Source organism: Sphingomonas sp., from assembly GCF_036402235.1.
Classification (GTDB): domain Bacteria; phylum Pseudomonadota; class Alphaproteobacteria; order Sphingomonadales; family Sphingomonadaceae; genus Sphingomonas.
In genome coordinates, this window is the sequence record NZ_DASWTG010000048.1 from 1 (window position 1) to 18,603 (window position 18,603).

At 67.9% G+C, this 18,603-nt stretch carries 19 protein-coding genes; 5 read left to right on the plus strand and 14 right to left on the minus strand.

Going from position 1 to position 18,603, the window contains the following annotated elements; translation table 11 throughout:
- Positions 1 to 175, minus strand: a 175-nt coding sequence (locus VGD28_RS09735; RefSeq protein ID WP_331028164.1) for a nitroreductase family protein, incomplete at its 3' end; no start/stop codon positions are given.
- A gap of 133 nt (positions 176 to 308) precedes the next feature.
- Here VGD28_RS09735 and VGD28_RS09740 point away from each other — a divergent pair.
- Positions 309 to 2,156, plus strand: a complete 1,848-nt coding sequence (locus VGD28_RS09740) for a peptide MFS transporter (protein ID WP_331028146.1) — start codon at positions 309 to 311, stop codon at positions 2,154 to 2,156.
- Between the two features lie 159 nt (positions 2,157 to 2,315).
- Here the strand turns inward: VGD28_RS09740 and acs are convergent, their stop codons facing one another.
- From acs to phhA, 3 genes are all read right to left on the minus strand, one after another.
- Positions 2,316 to 4,253, minus strand: coding sequence for an acetate--CoA ligase (gene acs / locus VGD28_RS09745; protein ID WP_331028147.1), 1,938 nt, complete (start codon positions 4,251 to 4,253; stop codon positions 2,316 to 2,318).
- A 72-nt stretch (positions 4,254 to 4,325) separates the two neighbouring features.
- A complete protein-coding gene (locus VGD28_RS09750; RefSeq protein WP_331028148.1) occupies positions 4,326 to 4,943 on the minus strand; it encodes a DUF6882 domain-containing protein in 618 nt (205 codons plus the stop codon).
- Position 4,944: 1 nt separating this feature from the next.
- Positions 4,945 to 5,844 carry a phenylalanine 4-monooxygenase gene (phhA, locus tag VGD28_RS09755; protein ID WP_331028149.1) on the minus strand — a complete coding sequence of 300 codons (900 nt, stop codon included), beginning with the start codon at positions 5,842 to 5,844 and terminating at the stop codon, positions 4,945 to 4,947.
- 95 nt (positions 5,845 to 5,939) lie between these two features.
- On the opposite strand from phhA, the gene VGD28_RS09760 reads away from it, so the two are divergent.
- Positions 5,940 to 6,659 (plus strand): alpha/beta fold hydrolase, encoded by a 720-nt coding sequence (locus tag VGD28_RS09760; protein WP_331028150.1) that lies wholly within the window; start codon positions 5,940 to 5,942, stop codon positions 6,657 to 6,659.
- A 142-nt stretch (positions 6,660 to 6,801) separates the two neighbouring features.
- Here the strand turns inward: VGD28_RS09760 and VGD28_RS09765 are convergent, their stop codons facing one another.
- Both VGD28_RS09765 and VGD28_RS09770 read right to left on the minus strand, forming a co-directional pair.
- Entirely contained in the window at positions 6,802 to 7,095 is a 294-nt protein-coding gene (locus VGD28_RS09765; protein ID WP_331028151.1) for a hypothetical protein, read from the minus strand.
- Positions 7,096 to 7,114: 19 nt separating this feature from the next.
- On the minus strand, positions 7,115 to 8,131 hold the full coding sequence (locus VGD28_RS09770) for a glycerophosphodiester phosphodiesterase (RefSeq protein WP_331028152.1): 1,017 nt from the start codon (positions 8,129 to 8,131) through the stop codon (positions 7,115 to 7,117).
- A gap of 100 nt (positions 8,132 to 8,231) precedes the next feature.
- Between VGD28_RS09770 and VGD28_RS09775 the strand changes: the two genes are divergently transcribed.
- Genes VGD28_RS09775 through VGD28_RS09785 form a run of 3 tightly spaced genes read left to right on the plus strand, consistent with a single transcriptional unit; the run spans position 8,232 to position 10,574 of the window.
- Positions 8,232 to 9,152, plus strand: coding sequence for an XdhC family protein (locus tag VGD28_RS09775; RefSeq protein WP_331028153.1), 921 nt, complete (start codon positions 8,232 to 8,234; stop codon positions 9,150 to 9,152).
- Positions 9,139 to 9,711, plus strand: coding sequence for a nucleotidyltransferase family protein (locus tag VGD28_RS09780; protein WP_331028154.1), 573 nt, complete (start codon positions 9,139 to 9,141; stop codon positions 9,709 to 9,711). The genes VGD28_RS09775 and VGD28_RS09780 overlap by 14 nt, the downstream gene beginning before the upstream one ends.
- A gap of 5 nt (positions 9,712 to 9,716) precedes the next feature.
- Positions 9,717 to 10,574, plus strand: a complete 858-nt coding sequence (locus VGD28_RS09785; RefSeq protein ID WP_331028155.1) for a DMT family transporter — start codon at positions 9,717 to 9,719, stop codon at positions 10,572 to 10,574.
- On the opposite strand, the gene VGD28_RS09790 is transcribed toward VGD28_RS09785, so the two are convergent.
- From VGD28_RS09790 to VGD28_RS09825, 8 genes are all read right to left on the minus strand, one after another.
- Entirely contained in the window at positions 10,575 to 11,783 is a 1,209-nt protein-coding gene (locus VGD28_RS09790) for an ABC transporter permease (protein WP_331028156.1), read from the minus strand.
- A 130-nt stretch (positions 11,784 to 11,913) separates the two neighbouring features.
- The gene (locus VGD28_RS09795) at positions 11,914 to 12,705 is read right to left on the minus strand and encodes an ABC transporter ATP-binding protein (protein ID WP_414714486.1); all 792 of its coding nucleotides are present in this window, start codon (positions 12,703 to 12,705) and stop codon (positions 11,914 to 11,916) included.
- Complete coding sequence (locus VGD28_RS09800) at positions 12,620 to 14,014, minus strand: efflux RND transporter periplasmic adaptor subunit (RefSeq protein ID WP_331028158.1); 1,395 nt, start codon at positions 14,012 to 14,014, stop codon at positions 12,620 to 12,622. The genes VGD28_RS09795 and VGD28_RS09800 overlap by 86 nt, the downstream gene beginning before the upstream one ends.
- The gene (locus tag VGD28_RS09805) at positions 14,014 to 15,495 is read right to left on the minus strand and encodes an efflux transporter outer membrane subunit (protein ID WP_331028159.1); all 1,482 of its coding nucleotides are present in this window, start codon (positions 15,493 to 15,495) and stop codon (positions 14,014 to 14,016) included. Before VGD28_RS09805 ends, VGD28_RS09800 begins: the two co-directional genes overlap by 1 nt.
- Positions 15,496 to 15,614: 119 nt before the next feature.
- The gene (locus VGD28_RS09810; RefSeq protein ID WP_331028160.1) at positions 15,615 to 16,592 is read right to left on the minus strand and encodes a 50S ribosomal protein L11 methyltransferase; all 978 of its coding nucleotides are present in this window, start codon (positions 16,590 to 16,592) and stop codon (positions 15,615 to 15,617) included.
- The gene (locus VGD28_RS09815) at positions 16,592 to 17,323 is read right to left on the minus strand and encodes a hypothetical protein (RefSeq protein ID WP_331028161.1); all 732 of its coding nucleotides are present in this window, start codon (positions 17,321 to 17,323) and stop codon (positions 16,592 to 16,594) included. Before VGD28_RS09815 ends, VGD28_RS09810 begins: the two co-directional genes overlap by 1 nt.
- A 10-nt stretch (positions 17,324 to 17,333) precedes the next feature.
- Positions 17,334 to 18,035, minus strand: coding sequence for an SDR family oxidoreductase (locus VGD28_RS09820; protein ID WP_331028162.1), 702 nt, complete (start codon positions 18,033 to 18,035; stop codon positions 17,334 to 17,336).
- A 48-nt stretch (positions 18,036 to 18,083) separates the two neighbouring features.
- Positions 18,084 to 18,603 (minus strand): methyl-accepting chemotaxis protein (locus tag VGD28_RS09825; RefSeq protein ID WP_331028163.1); only part of this gene is annotated, 520 nt, incomplete at its 5' end.

Genomic DNA, 18,603 nt, shown 5'->3' on the forward strand with positions numbered 1-18,603 from the left:
CGACAATGACGAAGCGCCATGGCGCGATCTTGCCGTGGTCCGGCGCGCGCATCGCGATGGTCAGGATTTGTTCAAGCTCGGCGGGCGAGGGTCCGGGCTCGGCGAGCCCTCTCGGCTTGCCGGAACGGCGGGTTTCGAGGAGCGAAAGCGCGGACGAAGTGTCGTTAAGAGTCATGCGGGTCGCATAACGGCGCAACCCGTTGGCAACAATCGACTTCACAAGTGCGTTTTCGTCGCTAGGGTGCCGCCCAATTCAATGACAGGCGCGCCCGCGCGATGCGCGCCGCTATGCAAGAGGAACGCCCGTTATGGGATTGAAACCGGTGTCAGCTTGGGCCGAAGGCGACTGGATCGTCGTCATCGCGCTCGTCATTTTCGGGCTTTTCCTGGCCGGAGGCGCGGCCATCGCGGCCAAGAAGGAGCCGGAAGCGCTGGGCCATCCCAAGGGCCTGTACATGCTGTTCTTCGCCGAGATGTGGGAGCGCTTCTCCTATTACGGCATGCGGGCGATCCTGATCTTCTACCTGACCCAGCACTGGCTGTTCAGCGACGGCAAGTCGAACCTGATCTATGGCGCCTATACCAGCCTCGTCTACATCACGCCGGTGCTCGGCGGCTATCTCGCCGACCGGTATCTCGGCCAGCGCAAGGCGGTGATCTTCGGCGGCCTGCTGCTCGCGGCGGGCCATTCGCTGATGGCGGTCGAGGGCACCGGCGGGCAGAATGATCCGACGATCAACGTCTTCTGGCTCGCGCTCGCCTTCATCATCGTCGGCTCGGGCTTCCTCAAGGCCAACATCTCGGTGATGGTCGGGCAGCTCTACAACCTTACCGACACGCGCCGCGACGCGGCCTATACGATCTTCTACATGGGCATCAACGTGGGCGCCGCGCTCGGCACCATCCTGGTCGCCTATCTCGGGCAGACGATCGGCTGGGGTTACGGCTTCGGCCTTGCCGGCATCGGCATGCTCGCCGGCCTGATCGTGTTCGTGCTGGGCAAGGCGTCGCTCCGCGGCGCGGGCGAGGCGCCGGCGCCGCTGACGCGATCGAAGGAAATGATGCTGTACGGTGTCGGCCTCGCCTCGGTCGCGGTGATCTGGGCGCTGGTCCAGTATCAGGACGTCATCCAGACGTTGCTTATCTTCTCGGGTATTCTTCTTCTCGGATATGTGGCGCTCCAGGCCACTTTCGAACTGACCTACGGATCGTTGAAGGCGAGCCCTCAGGGCCGTCTTAACGCGATGTTGGGCGGCATTGCTCTGATGCTCATTCTGCCGATCACGCTGGCGCTTGGACTATCGTTCGCCAGCGCCCCGCTGGCGTTCGGCCTGAGCGGTTCGGCGTGGATCGCACTGTTCGGGTTCCTGATTATCCTTGCCGTGATGGTGCTCGAGAAGTTCACGATCGAGAACCACCCACGCGACCGGATGTTCGCGATCCTGTTTCTGATCTCGCTCAACCCGATCTTCTGGGGACTGTTCGAACAGGCGGGCGGATCGATGAACCTGTTCACCAACGAGTTCGTCGATCGCGGCGGGGTTCCCGCGGGAATCTTCCAGTCGATCAACCCGATCTATATCATCCTGCTTGCTCCGCTGTTCGCCGCACTCTGGCAGTTTCTTGGCAAGCGCGGGCTGGAGCCGTCGGCGCCGGCCAAGTTCGGCCTGGCGCTGCTGCAGATGGGCTTTGCCAATCTGGTACTGGTGTGGGGCGCGCATGCCTGGGGCATCGAGGTGATGACGCCGGTGATCCTGGTCTTCGCCTATTATCTCTTCGCGACCACCGCCGAGCTGTGCCTGTCGCCGGTCGGCCTGTCGGCGATGAACCGGCTCGCGCCCAAGTTCCTCGCATCGCTGATCATGGGCGCGTGGTTCTACATGACCGCGGTCGGCAATTTCGTCGCGGGCAAGATCGGCGAGGCGACCGGCGGCCATGACGGCAAGATGACCAAGGACGGCCTGCTCGACATCTACGACCTGTTCGGGTGGATCGCGATCGGCGTCGGCGTGGCGGTGCTGCTGCTGAGCCCGATCGTGCGGCGCTGGATGCACCTCGACACGCTCAAGGACGACAAGGACCTGGCGGGCGAGGCGGAGCTGGCGGAGAACCAGGCGGCCGGCATGCGCCCGGATCTGGAGACCAAGCCGGTCTAACTAAATCCTCCCCCAGCTTGTCTGGGGGAGGGGGACCGCCGCCGAAGGCGGTGGTGGAGGGGCGGCCGCGCAGACGGCCGACACAGCTCGGCAAATTCCGCCCTCTTCGGGGCGGCCCCTCCGTCATCGCTTCGCGATGCCCCCCGTACCGGGGATGACTTATCGCACCCGGTTCGCCACCAGGTCGTCGACCACGGAGGGATCGGCGAGCGTGGAGGTATCGCCCAGCGACGAGGTGTCGCCCTCGGCGATCTTGCGCAGGATGCGGCGCATGATCTTGCCCGAGCGGGTCTTGGGGAGGCCGGGCGCGAACTGTAGCGCGTCGGGCGTGGCGATCGGGCCGATCTCGGTGCGGACCCATTTGATCAGCTCGGCGCGCAAGCCCTCGTCGGCGGTGCAGCCGGCATTGAGCGTGACATAGGCGTAGATGCCCTGGCCCTTGACGTCGTGCGGCATGCCGACGACCGCGGCCTCGGCGACCTTGGGGTGGAGCACCAGGGCGCTCTCGACCTCGGCGGTGCCCATGCGGTGGCCGCTGACGTTGATCACGTCGTCGACCCGCCCGGTGATCCAGTAATAGCCGTCCTCGTCGCGGCGGCAGCCGTCGCCTGTGAAATATTTCCCTGGATAGGTGGTGAAATAGGTCTGGAAGAAGCGTTCGTGATCGCCCCAGACGGTGCGCATCTGCCCCGGCCAGCTGCGCGCGATGACGAGGTTGCCCTCGGTCGCGCCGTGCAGCACCGCGCCCTCGCTGTCGACCAGCTGGGGATCGACGCCCGGCATCGGCTTGGTGGCGGAGCCGGGCTTGAGTGCCGTGGCGCCCGGCATCGGCGCGATCATCGCCCCGCCGGTCTCGGTCTGCCACCAGGTGTCGATGATCGGGCAGCGCCCCTCGCCCACCACCTCATGATACCAGCGCCACGCCTCGGGGTTGATCGGCTCGCCGACCGTGCCGAGCAGCTTCAAGGATTTGCGGCTGGTGCTGGTGACGAAGCCGTCGCCATCCTTCATCAGCGCGCGCAGTGCGGTCGGCGCAGTGAAGATGGTGTGGACGTTGTGGCGATCGACCACCTGCCAGATGCGGCTGGCGTCGGGCCAGTTGGGCAGGCCCTCGTACATCAAGGTCGTCGCGCCGTTGGCGAGCGGGCCGTAGAGGATGTAGCTGTGGCCGGTGACCCAGCCGATATCGGCGGCGCACCACCACACGTTGCCGGGCTTGTAGTCGAAGCACAGCTCATGCGTCAGGCTTGCCCAGAGCAGATAGCCCGCGCTGGTGTGGAGCACGCCCTTGGGCTTGCCGGTCGAGCCGCTGGTGTAGAGGATGAACAGCGGATCCTCGGCGTTCATCGTCTCGGCCGGGCAGTCGGCGGAGACGTTCGCCGCGGCCTCGTGATACCAGAGATCGCGGCCTTCGGTCATCGCCACGTCACCGCCGGTCGCCTTGACCACGATCACCGTCTCGAGCGCGGGCGCGCGCTTTGCCGCCTCGTCGACATTGGCCTTGAGCGCGATGCGCTTGCCGCCGCGGCGGCCCTCGTCGGCGGTAATGACTACCTTGCTGTCGCAATCGGTGATGCGGCCGGCCAGCGCCTCGGGCGAGAAGCCGCCGAACACCACCGAATGGATCGCGCCGATCCGCGCGCAGGCGAGGATCGCGAACGCCGCCTCGGGGATCATCGGCATGTAGATAGTGACGCGATCGCCCTTCCTGACGCCCTGGCCCTTCAGCACATTGGCGAAGCGGCAGACCTGCTGGTGCAGCTCGAGATAGGTGAAGCGGCGCGGCTCCTCGGCGGGATCGTCCGGCTCCCAGATGATCGCGACATCGCCACCGCGGCTCGCCAGATGCCGGTCGATGCAGTTGGCGGCGACGTTGAGCTTGCCGTCCGCGAACCATTCGATGCGGAAATCGCCCTCGTCGAACGACCAGTCCCCCGCCAACTCCGGACGCTTGATCCAGTCAAGGCGACGCGCCTGATCCAGCCAGAAGCTGCCGGGATCGGCAAGCGAGCGCCCGTAGAGCCGCTCATACCCCGCCGCATCGTAACGTGCTTCGCGTGCCCATTCCGCAGGAACTGGATAAGTCTCGCCGGTCATCGCCTCTCCTCTCGGCCCGGAGCTGTAGGTTCCAGACCCGAAAAGGGCAACGCCATCGCCGCTTTCGCTGCCTCAAGGCTTAGTGATAGCGATCTCACCGAAAGTCATGAAAACAAGCGCCCGGCCAGTCGGACCGCGATAGCCGCCATTGGCGCCCGCGAGATGCGCGGCGAGCGCCGTGAATTGCCAGGCATCCTCTTCGCTCGCATTGATCTGGCGCGTGGTCAGCGCATCCAAGCCCTGCGCCTTGCCGAACGCATGGACCAATTTCGCATGCGCGCGCACGGGTTCCGGCGCCGACGGGTGATCCCAGCCCCACAGCCACGTGCCATTGTCCGGAACCAGCGTCCCGATCAGTTGCACCGGCGCGGTGACGATCCAACCCTTGGGGTTGCGAAAGGTGATCTGCCCCGCCTCGAGATCCACGTCCCAGCTGCTCTCCCCCGTGCGCCAGACTCCATTATGGCCCTCGGTCTTGAGGCGAAGCTCGGCCTCAGCCCGTTCGAAGACCCCATCGATCTCCGTATCGGCAAGCTTGGTGGGATAGCTTCTGCCGGAGTCCACCGCAGCGGCAGCGCTACCGCGCCCCAGCAGCCTGTCGAACAATCCCGCGATCGCCAGCCCCCCTGCCGCCGTCATCAGAGCGCGGCGCCCCTGCTCCTTTTGTGTCATTGTCGCCCCCTGCGACAACCTAGGGAATAGGATGCAGCTCGGGCATGCCGAGATCAGGCCTTGAGCGGGCATAGTCCTGCGTGCCGTGCGTGATCACCCGATCACCCTCCACGATCTCCGCGATCGGGATGTCGGGCTGGGCGAGGATCTCGGCGTAGAGCGGCGCGAAATCGGTCTCGACCGTCGCGCGGAGCAGCGTGTCGAAGTCCGGGATGACGAAGTAGTTCTGCTGGAAATCGTCGATCCGGTATTCGGTGCGCATCACGCGCTTGAGATCGAAGCCGATGCGGTTGGGGCTGTCGCTGTCGAGCGCGAAGCGGCTCTCGCCGAAGCTCGACACGATGCCCGAGCCATAGATGCGCAGATCGCCGGCTTCCTCGATTAGCCCGAACTCGACCGTGTACCAGTAGAGGCGCGAGAGCTGCTTGAGCGCCCCGAGCTCCATCGCCCGGCCGCCGCCGCTGCCGTAGGCCTCCATGTAATCGGCGAAGACCGGGTCCGCGAGCATCGGGACATGGCCGAACACGTCGTGGAACACGTCCGGCTCCTGCAGATAGTCGAGCTGGTCGGACCGGCGGATGAAATTGCCGGCGACGAAGCGGCGATTGGCCATGTGATCGAAGAACACGTCGTCGGGGACGAGGCCGGGCACTGCGACCACCTGCCAGCCGGTCAGCTTCATGAGCCGCTCGGACAATTCCTCGAACCGCGGGATGCCGCCGTCGGACAGCTTGAGCAGCTCCAGGCCATGGAGATACGCTTTCGAGGCACGGCCGGGGAGCAGCTTGATCTGGCGCTCGAACAGCGTGTCCCACACGGCATGCTCCTCCGCCGTGAAGGCTTCCCAGTTCTGCGGGATCGTCCAGTCGGCCGCCGCACCCTCTGGCGGGCGGTCGAGAACATGGGTTTTATTGCTCATATGCCGGTCATAGCATGGCAATCGTAACGACGGAAACAGGTTGCGCCGCAGCATGGGCTGGAAACGGGCGCGCCGGACCCTATGTCGGGGGATGAATGGCATTGAACCTTGATGCAGAAGCCCCGCCGATCGCGGTGATGCTGTCCGAATGGCCCCGGGCGGCCTGGGGCCTGTCCACCCTGCCCTTCGCCTGGCCCGATCTGATGCAGGCGCCACGCGGCGACGGGCGGCCGGTGCTGACGCTGCCGGGGCTGGTCAATGGCGACCTGTCGAATTTCGTCATGCGCCATTATCTTGATGCGCTGGGCTATCGCGCGCTCCCGTGGGAGCTGGGCCGCAATTTCGGCCCGCGCGCGATCGGCACGGAGGGCGAGCGGCTGTTCAAGCGGATCGCCGCGATCCGTGACGAGACGGGCGAGAAGGTGACGCTGATCGGCGTCAGCCTGGGCGGGATCATGGCGCGGGTCGCGGCGCACCGGCATCCAGAGCTGGTGCGCGAGGTGATCACCGTGAGCTCGCCCTTTGCCGGCCTGCCCAAGGCGACCAATGTGTGGCGCGTGTTCGAGCTGGCGTCGGGCCAGCGCGCCGACGATCCGACGGTGCGCGCGTTCCTGGAGGAAGCGGCGACGCCGCTGCCCGTTCCGGCGACCGCGATCTGGAGCCGCAGCGACGGGCTGGTCAATGGCGACTGCTGTCATGAAGCGGAAGAAGGCGATGCGCGGTCGATCGAAGTCGACAGCTCGCATCTATGGGTTCAGATGAAGCCCGAGGTTCTGCGCGCCATCGCCGATACGCTGGGGCGCGGCGCGAACTAGCTGCATCGACCTTCATCCTCCCCCGCCAGGGGGAGTGACAGGCGACGGAGGGGGAGGACGCGCATCGCAAGCGTTCTGGCATCCGCCCCCTCCGTCAGGCTGCGCCTGCCACCTCCCCCTGGCGGGGGAGGATTGAGGGCCATTAGTCCTTGTCGGGCTCCGGATCGCCGGCGCGATAGCCCTGATACGGCCCGCAATTGTCGGGATCCTTGCGACAGGCTTCCTCGTGCTTCTTGCGCTCGCGGCCTTCGCGCGCTTCCTGCTTGCGCAGCTTGCGGCCGGCATTGCGGTCGGCCTCGTCCTGGCTGGTGGTCGCCCAGTCGGCGGTCTGGCCCACCACCTTGACCGGCGCGGTGACGATGCTCGCCGCGGTCCTCAGGCAGCCGCCGGCCAGCAGCGGCAGCGCGGCGACCGCCAATATCAAACCCTTGCGCATCCTGCTCTCTCCCGGCGGATCAGCGAGCATGCCGATCGCGCGCCTCCACGCCCTGATAGGGGAAATCGGTGAAGAAGCCATCCACCCCGGCGGCGAGATGGCGCGAAATCTCCTCGCCCAGCCGTCCGTGGCCGGCGGGATTGATGCCGTTGCGCAGGCCCGAGGGGAGAAAGAAGTTCTCGGCGCGGAAGGTCCAGGGATGCACCTTGAGCCCGGCGGCATGCGCGTCGTCGACCAGCGGTGTGACGGTGCCGTCGCCCTTCACCACCATCGCCTTGGCGGGACCGATGCCCGCGGCATAGGCAGCGACCGACTTCAGCCCCTCCGGGGTGATCATCGCGGCATAGCTCGGCTGCGCGCCGTCGGCGGGAGCGCCATCGGCATCGATCAGCTGGATCAGCGGCACGCGCGTCATCTGCTTGAGCGCCTTGAGATTGTTCACCTCGAACGACTGGATGAAGACGGGAGCGTCGGCGCGATCCCATCCCGCCGCCTTGAGCTCCGCGACCAGCGCCGCCTCCATCGCCAGGCCGATCGAGGCGAAATAGGTCGGGTGCTTGGTCTCCGGATAGACGCCGATGGTGCGCCCGGTTTTCGCCGAGGCCGATTTGGCGAGCGCGATCACCTCGCGCAGCGTCGGCACCGCGAACTGGCCGTCATAGCTGGTGTTGGCCCGGCGCAGCAGCGGCAGCCGCTCCTTCGCGCGCAGCGTCCTGAGCTCGGCAAGGGTAAAATCCTCGGTGAACCAGCCGCTATGCTTCGTGCTGTCGATCACCTTGCTCGTCCTGCGAGCCCGAAATTCGGGACGCGATGCGACGTCGGTGGTGTCGGTGATGTCGTTCTCGTGCCGCGCGACGAGCTGGCCGTCCTTGGTCATCACCAGATCGGGCTCGATGAAGTCCGCCCCCTGCTCGATCGCCAGCTCGTAGGAGGCAAGCGTATGCTCCGGCCGCTCGCCGCTGGCGCCGCGATGCGCGATGACGATCGGTCTGGACGGGATGGCGGCCTCCTGTGCGAACGCGGGTGCCGCGACCATAATCAGTGCAAGCGCGGCTCGCCACATGCCCGGCATCACCCTATCTCCCTCGTGAAAGCGGGACCGGCTAGTCGATTCGCATGACAATCTAGAGGCAGGTGTGGCGGACAACGACAGTGTAATTGCCGCAGCGCGAGCCTGGGCGGGGCAGCCGATGGCGCTCGCGACCGTCATCTCGACCTGGGGTTCGGCACCACGCCCGCGCGGCTCGCACCTGCTGGTGCATGGCGAGGGGCGGTTCGAGGGATCGGTCTCGGGCGGCTGCGTCGAGGCCGATATCATGGCCATCGCCGCCGAGGTGATCGGCGGCGCGGGATTCCAACGGCGCCGCTATGGCGTGGCCGATGCCGCGGCATGGAAGGTCGGCCTTCCGTGCGGCGGCGAGATCGAGGTGATGGTGCAGCCGGTGGCGGAGGACGGGTTCGATCCGGCGCTGTTCGGGATGATCGCGGCAGCGCGGGCCGAGGGCCGGACACTGGATGTCTCCACCGACCTTTCGACGGGGCGAAGCGGCGTCGGGCCGGCGGCAGGGGACGTCTTCGTCAACCGCTACGAGCCGCCGCGCCGCCTGCTGATCGTGGGCGCGGTGCAGATCGCCCAGGTGCTGGCCGGCCTCGCGCGCGAGCTGGGGATCGCGACCGTGGTGATCGATCCGCGCGGACGCTTCCTGACGCCCGAGCGCTTCCCCGGGGTGGCGCTCGACGATCGCTGGCCCGACGAGGCGGTGGCGGCGCACCGGCCCGACGGTGCGACCGCGGTGGTGACGCTGAGCCATGATCCCAAGATCGACGACCCCGCGCTGATCGCGGCGCTGCAGGCGGGCGCGGGCTATGTCGCGGCGCTGGGGTCGCGCAAGAGCCACGCGGCGCGGCGGGAACGATTGGCGGCGGCCGGACTTACCACCGGACAGATCGACGGGATCGACGGGCCGGCCGGGATCGATATCGGCGCGATCGGCCCGGCGGAAATCGCGCTGTCGATCGCCGCGGGAATGGTGAGGAGCCTGCATGATCAAGGCTGAGCAAGTCGCGCTGGTGCTGTTGGCCGGGGGCCGTTCCGAACGCTTCGGCTCCGACAAGCTCACCCAGCTCTATCTCGGCCGCCCGCTCGGGCTGCATGTCGTCGTCGCGCTCGAGGCGGTCCCTTTTCGCGAGCGGATCGCGGTGGTCTCGCAGACGACGCTCGACCTGGCGGCGTGCGGCTATCGCATCGTCCATAACGACGATCCCGCCGCGGGCATGGGCCGGTCGCTTCGGCTGGGGGTGGAGGCCGCGTGCGCAGCCGGCGCCGAAGCGGTGCTGATCGCGCTTGCGGACATGCCGCGCGTCACCGCGACGCATATCTACCGCCTGCTCGATCGCGCCGAAGGGCCGGACGCGATCGTGGCGTCGAGCGACGGGGTGATCCCGCGCCCGCCCGTATTGTTCGGATGCATGCATTTCGACGCGCTGTTGCGCAGCGAGGGCGATATGGGTGCGCGCGAGCTGGTGAAGCACGGGCACCATGTCGTCACCTCGCCCGCCGAGCTGCTGGACATCGACACACCCGAGGATCTGGCGACGCTGATCCATGCCAGATAATCGCAATGGATGACCAGGCGCTGGCGATCGCGCTGGGGCTGTTCTCGGCGCTGACGCTGGCGCTCGCCAATACCGCGGTGAAGAAGGGCCAGGACATCCTGGTCGGCCGCGCGGTTCTGTCGTCGATCGCGGCGCTGCTCGTCGCGCCGTTCGCGCTGATCGTGCCGCTGCCCAACGCAGCGACATGGCATGCGCTCGTCTGGGCGATCCCGGCGCATTTCTTCTACCAGATCTGCCTGATCCGGGCGATGCAGCGCGGCGAGCTGAGCCTCGTCTTCCCGATCATGCGCGGCGCCGCGCCGCTGCTCACCGCGGGCTTCGCGGTGATCGTGCTGCACGAGCATCTGCCCTTGATTGCCTGGGCGGGATTGCTGATCGCCATCGGCGCAGTGGTGGCGTTCGCGCTGCCGGCACGCGGCGTCGCGCTGCGCGCGCATCCCGACAAGGCGGCGATGGGCTGGGCGCTCGCCACTGCGCTCGGCGTCGCGCTCTACAACATGACCGACGCGCGCGGGGTGCGCGCGGCACCCGATCCCTTCACCTATATCGTCTGGCTGTTCATGCTTGATGCGGTGTGCGTGACCGCGACCGCGCTGATCCTGCGGCGGCGCGAGCTTCGGCGCGCGGTTGCCGAGACGTGGCGGACCGGCGCGGCAGCGGGGGCGCTGTCGATCGCCTCGTTCGGCGCCGCGCTCTATGCCTATTCGCTGATCGAGGTGGCGAAGGTGTCGGCGCTGCGCGAGACCGCGGTGGTGTGGGCCGCGCTGATCGGCACGCGGTTTCTGGGCGAAGGGCTGGGCCGACGTCGCATCCTCGCCGCCATCGCGCTCGCCGGCGGGCTGGTGCTGCTCCAGTTCGGTTAGTTACTCGTGCCGCAGCGCGTCGATCGGGTTGAGGCTCGCCGCGCGCCGCGCCGGGAAGAAGCCGAACACCACGCCGATCACCGCCGAGATCAGGAAGGCGATGACGTTGATCTGCAGATCGAACATCCACGGCACCTGCATCAGCGGCGTCAGGATGCCGATCGCGACCTGCGCCAGCACCAGCCCCATGAGCCCGCCCAGCACCGACAGCACGATCGCCTCGACCAGGAACTGCAGCAGCACCTCGCTCGCGATCGCGCCGATGGCAAGGCGGATGCCGATCTCGCGCGTGCGCTCGGTGACCGAAACGAGCATGATGTTCATGATCCCGATGCCGCCGACGATCAGGCTGATCGCCGCCACCGCCGCGACGATGCGGGTCAGCAGGGTGGTGCTCTGAGTCATCGTCGCGCTGATCTGCGCGGTGTCGAAGATGTTGAAATTATCCTCCTGCCCCGGCTCGATCCGCCGCCGCTCGCGCAGCAGGTCGCTCAATGAGGACTGGACCTGCGCGCTGTCATAGGCGCTGTCGATGCCGACCAGCATCAGCCGGATGTCGCGATTGCCGGTGAAGCGGCGCTGCACCATCTTGATCGGCATGATGATGACGTCGTCCTGATCGCCGCCGAACCCCGCCTGCCCGCGGGTCGAGAGCGTGCCGATCACGTCGCACGAGATGTTGTTGACGCGCATCCGCTGTCCCACCGCGCGCCCGCCGCGGAACAGGTTCTGGCGCACGGTATTGCCGATGATGCATACCGACTTGCCCGCTGCCTCCTCCGCCGGGGAGAAGATGCGGCCCGCGGTCAGCGGCCAGGGCTGGACCTTGAAGAAATCGCCGGTGGTGCCGTTGACCGTGGTCGACCAGTTGGCGCCCTCATGGATCGCGGTGCCCGTGGTCTGCGCCTGCGGGGCGACCGCGGTGACGCCGGCGATCTGCTCCTTCACCGCCTCGACATCGGCTTCCTCGAAATCGGGCGGGCGCGGCCCGCCGCCGCCGCGGCCGAAGCCCTGGCCCGGGCGCACCTGGAGGATGTTGGTGCCGAGGCTCGCGATCTGCTGCTGCACCGCCGCCGTGGTGGCGTTGCCGAGCGTGACCATCGCCACCACCGCCGCGACGCCGATGATGATGCCGAGCGTGGTCAGGAACGAGCGGAGCTTGTGCCGCAGGATCGAGCGGATCGCGAGGGTGAAGGTGGTGCCGAGCATAGCGTTTCCTAGCCCCTCCCCTTCAGGGGAGGGGTTGGGGTGGGGCGGTGAGGCAGACGGGCGTTCTCGGTGAGACCTCCCCCATCCCCAACCCCTCCCCTGAAGGGGAGGGGCTTAAGATACGCTGCCCTCACGCCATCACCTTCCCATTCCCCGCCTCGATCCGCTCGACCAGCCCGTCCTTGAAGTGGACGATGGTGTTCGCGAAGGCGGCCATGTCGGGCTCGTGCGTGACCATCAGCACGGTGATGCCGCTGTCCTTGTTGAGGCTGGTGAGCAATTCCATGATCTCGACGGAGCGCGCCGAATCGAGATTGCCGGTTGGCTCGTCGGCGAGCAGCACCGCGGGGCTGGTGACGATCGCGCGGGCGATGGCGACGCGCTGCTGCTGGCCGCCCGAAAGCTCTGCCGGAGTATGGTCCCACCAGTCGGCGAGGCCGACCTTGTCGAGCGCGGCCATGCCCAGCTCGTGCCGGGTCTTCCGGTCCTCCCCGCGGTAGAGCAACGGCAGCTCGACATTCTCCAGCGCATTGGTGCGCGAGAGCAGATTGAACCCCTGGAACACGAAGCCCAGATATTTGCGGCGCACCAGCGCGCGCTCGTCGCGGTCGAGCTTCTCGATATGCACGCCCTTGAACAGGAACTCGCCGCTGGTCGGCACGTCGAGGCAGCCGAGGATGTTCATCGTCGTCGACTTGCCCGAGCCGGACGGCCCCATCACCGCGACGAAATCGCGCTCGGCAATGTCGAGATCGACGCCCTTCAGCGCCTGGAACGCGGTCGCGCCTTCGCCGAATACCTTGGTGATGCCGCGCAGGCGGATGATCGGATCGGCGTCAGCCACCCGCGCCGCCTCCGCCCTGGCGGCGCTGGCCGCCGCCGCCCGACTTGCGCTGCCCGGAGCCCGAGGACTCGCCCGCATATTGGCCGGTGATGACCTCCATCCCCTCCTTGAGGTCGCCCGACAGGATCTCCGTGACCTGGCCGTTGGTGTCGCCGGTCGTGACCTGCACCGCCTGCGGCTGGCCATCGGCGCCCTTCACATAGACGGTCTGGCGCGCGCCGCGAGTGATCGTCGCGGACTTCTCCGCGCCGCCACCGCGCCGCCCGCGCCGCGGCACCAGCGCGCCGGCCATGCCGCCGCCCGCCTGCTGCGCGCTCGCATCGGTCGGGGTGAAGCGGAGCGCAGCGTTGGGGACGAGCAGCACGTTGTTCTTCTGCAGCGTCACGATCTCCGCCGTCGCCGTCATGCCGGGGCGCAGCTTCTGGTCGGCATTGGCGACGCTGAGCGTCGCGCCATAGGACACCACCTGCGCGCTCGTCGTCGATGTCGTGGTGGACGAGGTGCTGCTCTGCGCGGACAGGTTGGAGCCGACATCAACGCGCTGGATCGCCGCGGGGAAGGTCTCGCCCGGGAAGGCGTCGACGGTGAAATTCGCCTTCTGCCCTTCCTTGACCTGGCCCACATCGGCCTCGTCGATCGCGACCTCCAGCTCCATCGCGCTCAGATCCTCGGCGATCACGAACAGCGTCGGCGTGTTGAACGAGGACGCGACGGTCTGCCCCGGCTCGACCTGCCGCGCGAGCACGACGCCGTTCACGGGCGAGCGGATGATCGCGCGGTTGCGCTGGGTGACGTTCGAGCGCAGCCCGGCCTGCTGCGCGGTGACCTGCGCCTGACTGGCGCGCAGCGTCGCCTGCGCGCGCGCGACGGCGGCGCGGGCATTGTCCATCTCGGTCTTGGCCGGCACGCGCCCGCCCGACAGGCGGCTCACCTCCTCGAACCGGTTGAGTTGCGCACGCGCTTCGGTGAGCGTCGCCTGATTCTGCGCGACCGTCGCCTGCGCCGCGGCGACGCCCGCCTGCCCCTGCTCGATCTGGTCGTCGAGCACGGCCGGATCGATCAGCGCGAGCGGCTGGCCCGCGGTGACGCGATCGTTGACGTCGACCAGCACCTTGGTGATCTTGCCCGAAAGCTCCGAACCGACCTGGACCTGATTGGTCGGCGCGAGCTTTCCGGTCGCGGAGACGGTGACGGTGAGCGCGCCGCGTTCCACCTTTTGCGTCGCATAGCCGGCCGGCGCGCTGCTGCCGAAGTAGCTCCACAGGCCGAATACGACTGCGATCACGACAAGCGCCAGCGCGACCCATTTGGCATAGCGCTGCCAAACCGGGGTGACCTTGCCGCCGAGGAACTCGTCGAGCTTGGGATTGGGGTTCGCGTCGGCCATCAGTCTTGTCCACTCGTGGAGGCGGGCGCGGGAACGCGCTCCGGCGTGGGGGTAATGCCCGCGTCCCAGCCGCCGCCGAGCGCGAGATAGAGCTGGATCAACGCCGTCGCCCGATCCGAGCGTGCCTGGAGCAGGCCGTTGCGCGCGGAGACCAGCGACGCTTCGGCCTGGTTCAACGTCACAAAGTCGGTGAGCCCGGCGCGGTACGAGCTGCGCGACAGGATCGCGCTGTTGTTCGCGGCGTCGAGCGCGATCACGAATTCGCGCTCGCGCCGCTGCGCCGCCTGAAGCGCGACGATCGCGGTCTCGACATCCTCGAGCGCGGTCAGCACCGTCTGCTTGTAGTTGTAGAAGGCGCCGTCCGCCGCCGCCTGCGCCGAGCGCACCTGCGAGCGGGTGCGGCCCGCATCGAAGATCGTCTGGGCGATGTTGGCGAACACGCGACCGGTGATGATGTCGAAGATATCGCCGATGTTCGACGCGCCCGCATCGATGCTCCCGCCCAGCGAGAGCGAGGGATAGAGCTGCGCCTGCGCGACGCCGATCTGCGCCACGGCCGCGGCCAGGCTGCGCTCGGCGGAACGCACGTCGGGGCGCTGGCGCAGCGTGTCGGCGGGGATGCCGACCGTGATCGCCGCCGGACCCTGCGGCACGGGCTGCACCGCCTCCATCTCGCCCTTGAGCGCACCGGGCGCCTGCCCGGTCAGCACCCCGAGCCGTGAGACTGCGCTGTTGTAGCTCGCCTCGATATTGGGGATCGACGCCGCCGTCTGCGCGCGGCTGGCGCGCGCCTGCTCCTGATCGAGCGAGGAGACGAGGCCGGCCTGCACGCGGAAACCGGCGATCTCGAGATTGTCGTCCTGGATGGCGAGGCTGTCGCGGGCATTGGCGAGCTGCGCCTGCGCCGCGCGGGCGAGGATGTAGTTGCGCGCGATCTCCGCCTGGGTCGAGATCAGCACGGTCGCATAGTCATAGCCGCTGGCCTCGAGCTGCGCGCGGCTCGCCTCGACCCCGCGGCGTACGCCGCCGAACAGGTCGGCCTGATAGTTGACGTCCGCGCCAAGCGAGAAGCTGGAATTGCCGCCCTGCGAGACGGTGGTGACGGTGCCGTCGGGCAAGGTGATCTGGCTGGTCGCGCCGCGGATCGGCTCGCTGCGCGACGCGCCGGCGCCCGCGCTGATGCTGGGGAACAGCGAGGAGCGCGACTGCACCAGCGCCTCGCGCGCCTGCCGCAGCCGGACCACCGCCTGTGCGACGTCGAGATTCTGCGTCGCCGCCTGGTCGACCAGCCGGGTGAGCAACGGATCGTCGAACGCCGTCCACCACTGGCGCAGATCGGCCTGCGCTTCCTGCCGCGCCTCGACCGACCAGGCTGGCGGCACGCCCAGCTCGGACGCGCCCTTGGGCCGGTAGTCCGGCCCGGCAGCGCACCCTGCGAGCGGCAGCGCGATGAGCATCAACAGCATCGTCGGGCGGTTCATCATGCCTCCGAAACTGGTCAGATCAGGCTACGGCGTCCACTAAAACATTGTCGCAAATTGTATGGTCGCAGCTGAACGCACCCGAAACGATCGGGTTGCCCCCTCCGGATGGCCTTTCGCTACCAGCTGCCGAAACCGGGCGCGAGACCGATCCCGTCCGGCCCCGGCCGCTTGACGCGATCCCAGCCATAGCGGGTGCGCTTGCGCAGCCGCAGCGCGGGCCAATCGCCCATCGGCGTCTTGCCCGCCAGCCGCAGTCCCTGGCGGCGATAGGCAGCGGCGACACGCTCGGCCTGCGTCTCCAGAAGACCCGCCAGAACCAGCGTCCCGCCCTCGGTCAACGCCGCGCTGATGCTCGGCGCCAGCTCGATCAGCGGCCCGGCCAGCACGTTGGCGATGATCAGGTCGTAGGGCGCACGGCCGATCAGCAGCGGATGCTCCAGCCCCGGCGCGGCGGCGAGGGCGAGTTGCCCCGCGCCGTCGCCGAGCTGCACCCCGTTCGCCGCCGCATTCTCCGCCGTCACCTCTACCGCGACCGGATCGATATCCGATGCGGTGGCATAGGCACGCGGCCACAAATGCATCGCGGCGAAGGCGAGCAGCCCGGTGCCGGTGCCGACATCGAGCAGGTTGCGCACCACCTCGCCCCGCGTGCGCATCGCGTCGAGCGTGCGCAGGCAGCCGCTGGTCGTCTCGTGCGTGCCGGTGCCGAACGCGCGCCCGGCCTCGATCCTGAAGGTCTTGGCGCCTTCGGGCACGTCACCGCGATTGGTGCTGGTATGGACGTAGAAGCGGCCGGCATGGACCGGCTCGATCCCCGCCTGGCTCAACGTCACCCAATCGGCATCGGGCAGTTTCTCGACCAGCGGCCTGGCGTCGCCCGCGCTCGGCACGAGCGAGTGCAGCGCCGCGATCTCGGCCTTGCCTGGCTTGCTCTCGAAGAACGCCTCGATCTGCCAGGCGAGCGGGTCGTCGGGGATCGTCTCGCTGGTCAGCAGGACCGGCGCGGGATCGATGCCGAGCAGCTCGCCCCCCTCGAAATCGATCGCCTCCGCCTCGTCGCGGGTGCACGGGAGCGTGACCTTCCAGCTGCTCATCAGCCGATCTCGACCGGACGGGAGAGAACGAGCTTGAGCGCCGGCACGTCGATCACCTTGTAATGCACCTTCATTCCTTCACGGACGACCAGCGCCAGCCGGGTTGGACTGAGCATCCACATCCGGTCGACACCATCGATATTCTTGAGCAGGAAATCCTGGCGCCCGTCCGCGATGTTGCCGACCAGGACGTCCTGACGCATGCTGCCCGCCTGACGAACCGCCAGCACATAATAGGCGGCCGGCGGCTTCACCTTCTTGTCGCTCGCCTCGCCATCCACCTCGACCAGATACTCTTCGGCGGGGCGATCTGCGCCGTCGATCGCCGTGCTGGCGGGAAGAAACCGGAACTCGACGATGCGGCGATGATTGTCCGCGAGCAACCTGCGGCTCGTGCCCGTCGCCTTGTCCAGCAGGATCAGGTTGCGGTGATCGAATTCGTAGCTGCTCGATCCGGAGGAAGCGATCTTGCCGCCGCCGCGTCCGGGGATGCCGATCGCGATCTGGACCAAGCCGGTTCCATGAACGTCGCGAACATCCTGAACCGAAAAGGGTTCCGCCTCTCCCTCAACCGCCACCTTGGCCGGTTCACGATCGCGATAATGGCCGCCGATGCCCGCGACCATCAGCGCAAGCCAGATCACCGCCAGCGCGGCCAGCAGGCCGACGCCTGCGAACACCCAGGTCAGGATCCTCCCCGCCGTCCAGCCCTGCTTTGCCGTATCGGTCATGCTGCTCTCCTCACCGCACATAGCTCGCGCCGTTCACGTCGAGCACCGCGCCCGTCATCGATGCGGGCGCATCGAGCGCGCAGAAGCGGGCCATCGTCGCCACCTCCTCGGGCATCGCGACGCGGCCGAGCGGGATATCGGCGAGCAATTTGTCGCCGCCGCGGCTCGCCATATAGTCGTCGGCCATGCCAGTCATGGTGAAGCCCGGGCAGATCGCGAAAGCGAGGATGCCCTCCTTCGCGAAGCCGCGCGCGATGCTCTTGGTCATGCCGACCATGCCCGCCTTGGACGCGGCATAATGCCAGTGCGCCGGGCTGTCGCCGCGATAGGCGGCGCGGCTGGCGATGTTGACGATCCGCCCGCCGCGCTTGCGCCCGTGCCAGTGCCGGACCGCCAAACGCGAGAGCTGGGCGGCAGCGGTCAGGTTGACCTGCATCGTCCGCTCCCATGCGGCGAGCCAGGCGTCGTCGTCGAGATCGACCGGCGCGGCCTCGAAGATGCCGGCATTGTTGACGAGCACGTCGATCCGCCCGTCAAGCGCGTCGAGCGCGGCGTCCCACAGCGCGCGCGGGGCGGCGGGGTCGGTGAAATCGGCGGGAATGCCGCTGCGCGTTCCCTGCCCGACCGCCTTGACGGTAGGCAGGTCCAGGGCCTTCAGGATCGCGGCACCGATGCCCCGGCTGGCGCCGGTGACCAGAATGTTGATCGTCATGGGGCCGGACTAGGGGCCGGCCCCGCAAACGGCAATGGTCGTGAGCGGTTACGCCGCCACGGATGCGGAGAAGCTGCCCGCGGCATCCTTGAGCTGCACCAGCCGCTCGTCGATCTCGCCGAATTCCTGCTGGAGCGTGTCGATCTCGTCCGCGACGCCCTTGGTATCCTCGCGGATGGCGCCGATCGTTGCCGACATCGAATCCGCAGCCAGCGCGGTCTCGTCGACGGCCGCGGTGATCGCGGTGACGGTCTGCGCCTGCACCTCCATCGCGATGCGGATGCGATCAGCCGATGCCTGAACCTCCATCACCGTGTCGCGGATCGAGGCGTTGGTATCCACCGTGCCCTTGGTCGCCGACTGGATCGCCGCGATCTTGGCGGCGATGTCGTCGGTCGCCCGCGCGGTCTGGTTGGCGAGGCTCTTCACCTCCTGCGCCACCACCGCGAAGCCGCGGCCTGCGTCGCCCGCGCGCGCCGCCTCGATCGTCGCGTTTAGCGCAAGAAGGTTGGTCTGCCCGGCAATGTCGCGGATCAGCCCCAGGATCGATTCGATCGACTTGGCGTGG